The organism is Burkholderia sp. E168m23 (genome assembly GCF_016586125.1).
Lineage (GTDB): Bacteria > Pseudomonadota > Gammaproteobacteria > Burkholderiales > Burkholderiaceae > Burkholderia > Burkholderia orbicola.
Map to the genome: position 1 here is coordinate 1 of NZ_BCPP01000928.1, position 2,812 is coordinate 2,812.

Here is a 2,812-nt window from a genome sequence, read left to right on the forward strand (position 1 = left end):
CCGCACCAGCGCGACATCGGCATGGTGTTCCATCGTATAACTTCGTATAATGTATGCTATACGAAGTTATTACGCGACGAGTTGAAGGCGCACTATCGCCGCGGCGGCCTCGGCGACAGCGTCGTCAAGCGCGTGCTGAACGAGCGGCTGCAGGCACTGATCGAGCCCATCCGCACACGCCGCCGCGAATTCGAGGCCGACAAGGCCGAAGTGATGGCGATCCTGAAACGCGGCACGCTGCATGCACGGGAAGTGGCGGGGGCGACGCTCGCGGAGGTGAAGGGGGCGATGGGGTTGACGTATTTCGATTGAGCGGCGATGCCGGCGTGCATTGCACCCACCGCGCCATGCACGCCCGACATGAACATCGACAGGGAGCGTAACCGGCAACGATTCGAACACCTTCCGTCGCGGGCATTCCGTCGAAGCAAAAGATCGGCTGCGCGATGCTGCAATCGGCCCGGATCAGGGGAAGCAAAGCGACGCGGTATAGCGAATCATGCAAGCCGACGCGCGACGCGACGCTCGACGGCCGTGCCGGCCCACGTCGCCATTTCGACAAGCAACAGGTAGCACACGGATAGTGCGAGCAATGTCTCGACGAACGCGAAGCTCGCCGAGCCGATACCGGTCAGCACGAATGTCAGTTCCGGTACGGTGACGATCGACAGGACGGCGGTTTCCTTGCTCAACACGATGGCCAGATTGGTGAGCGCCGGCAGGATCAGCACCATCATCTGCGGCAATTGCACGCGAAAGGTGGTTTGCCAGCGGCTCAGGCCGAGACAGGAGGCCGCTTCGACATGCCCCTGCGGCACGGCTGAAAATCCGGAACGAAATGCCTCGGTGAAATAGGCACCCGCATAGAGCGCAAGGCCGACCACACCTGCCGTCAACGGATCGAACGTCAATCCGAATGCGGGGCCGCCGTAGTACAGCAGAAAGAGCTGCACGAGAAACGGCGTGCCGCGGAACAGCTCCACATAGACGCGAATCGCCGCGCGTACGAAGCGGCCGCCCGCCTGCTGCGCAAGCGCCGCACCGAAACCGATCGCCGCCCCTGCGAGCGTACTCGCCGCCCAGGTCGCCACGGTCATCGCGAGACCCGCGCCGATCTCCGGCAAGTTGTTCACGAGCACATCGGGATGGAAAGTCAGCATGAGGGTCTCCGGCAAGTCACTGACGCGTCATGCCGCGCGCAGGCGTCGCTCCGCGCCATGCGCGATCAATGCCAGCGAACCGCAGAGCAGAAAATAGATCATCCCGGCCGCAACATAAGCCTCGAGCGGCTGATACTGCTGGCGGCGATGTTCTGCGCGGTTCGCGTGATCTCCGCCACCCCGACCACGGAGACGAGCGACGACGCCTTGATCAGCAGCACCATTTCGTTGACGAGCGAGGGCAGAGTCATCCGCACGGCCTGCGGCACCTGGATCCTCCACAGACGATCTGTTGCCGAGAACCCGAGCATCGTCGCCGCCTCGAGCTGGCCCTTCGGGAGATTCGCGAATCCGCCACGGAGAATTTCGGCGATATACGCGGCAGAGCACAGCGACACGGCACTGACGGCCGCCATCACGGGCGGCACATTGAGGCCCACGAACGGCAGGAAGTAGTAGACGAGCAGCAGTTGCACGAGCAGCGGCACCCCGCGAAACACCCGGACATACGCACCGGCGGCGGCACGAATCGCAACGTGCGGTGCAAGCCGTCCGCAGCAGACCACGAGGCCGATGCAGAAGCCGAGCACCAGCCCGGCTGCGGAGACTTCGAGCGTCATCAGCGTCGCGTGGAACAGCAACGGCAGGCCGTCGATGAAGGTGTTCAGGCTGAACATGGCAGGTTGCCCGGTAGGGTTGCCCGGCGGTAGCGTATCGATGCTGCTGCCCGGACGTGGCACTCAATAGTTCGGCGTGGGCATCTCGGCCGGCATTGCGGTCGCGACGCCGAGCCATTTGTGCTGCAGTGTCGCAAGCGTGCCGTTCTTGTTCAACGCGACGAGCGCCGCGTTGAACGCATTGGCCAGCGACGCGCTGTCCGCATCCTTGCGCAGCGCATAGGCGAAGTAGACTTTTGCGCCGAACGCGGGTTGCACCACCGAGAACACCGCCGGGCGCTGCTTCGCGACATACGCGATGTTGGTCAGCGAGTTGGCGACGGCGACGATGCGCCCGGTTGCGAGGTCTGCATACGCCTGGTTGTTGTCGACGTATTCGCGGATCGTCGGCGGCTTCGGCAGTGTCGCCGCGTAGCTCTTCAACTGCTCGAGCTGCGCGCTGCCCTTGCCTGCGCCAACCACTTTACCCGCGATATCGGCAGAGGTCTTGAGACTGCCGTCGCCGGTTCGCTTCAGCAATGCATCGGTGGCTTCCGCGATCGGCAACGAGAACGCATAGCGCTCCATGCGCGCCTTCGTGACGGTCAGCGGCCCCGCGACCATGTCGAACTTGCCCGCGTCGAGCCCGGGCAGCACGCTTTCCCACGGCAGATCGATGAAGCGTACTTTCACGCCGATGATCTGGCCCACGGCCGCGAACAGCGCCTTGTTGAAGCCGGCCTGCTGGCCGTTTTCGAGAAAATCGAACGGCGCGAACTGCATTTCGGTCCCCACCACCAGCTCGCCGTGCTGCTTGACGCGATCGAGCAGGCTCTCGGCATGTGCGGCCACGCTGGCTGCCGCGAGGATCAATGCCACGAACAGCGAAGTACAGGACTTGGATCGTTTCATCTGACGTGTTCCGTTCGAATCGAAAAGTGACTGGATGACCGGATTGACGCCTGCCCGGTCATCGCCCGGCGCATCCGTCGTCAA

General features: G+C 63.5%; 2 protein-coding genes and 2 pseudogenes. 1 reads left to right on the top strand and 3 read right to left on the bottom strand.

The window, feature by feature from the left end; all coding sequences use genetic code 11:
* A pseudogene (locus tag JMF90_RS32090) lies at positions 1-312 on the top strand (tryptophan--tRNA ligase); the annotation flags it as partial.
* Between the two features lie 185 nt (positions 313-497).
* Here the strand turns inward: JMF90_RS32090 and JMF90_RS32095 are convergent.
* The 3 genes and pseudogenes from JMF90_RS32095 to JMF90_RS32105 all read right to left on the bottom strand — a co-directional run bounded on the left by JMF90_RS32095 (position 498) and on the right by JMF90_RS32105 (position 2,728).
* Complete coding sequence (locus JMF90_RS32095; protein ID WP_006481301.1) at positions 498-1,160, bottom strand: amino acid ABC transporter permease; 663 nt, start codon at positions 1,158-1,160, stop codon at positions 498-500.
* Positions 1,161-1,187: 27 nt separating this feature from the next.
* Positions 1,188-1,837, bottom strand: a pseudogene (locus JMF90_RS32100) (amino acid ABC transporter permease).
* 63 nt (positions 1,838-1,900) lie between these two features.
* Positions 1,901-2,728, bottom strand: a complete 828-nt coding sequence (locus JMF90_RS32105; protein ID WP_006481303.1) for a transporter substrate-binding domain-containing protein — start codon at positions 2,726-2,728, stop codon at positions 1,901-1,903.
* Positions 2,729-2,812: the final 84 nt, after the last annotated feature.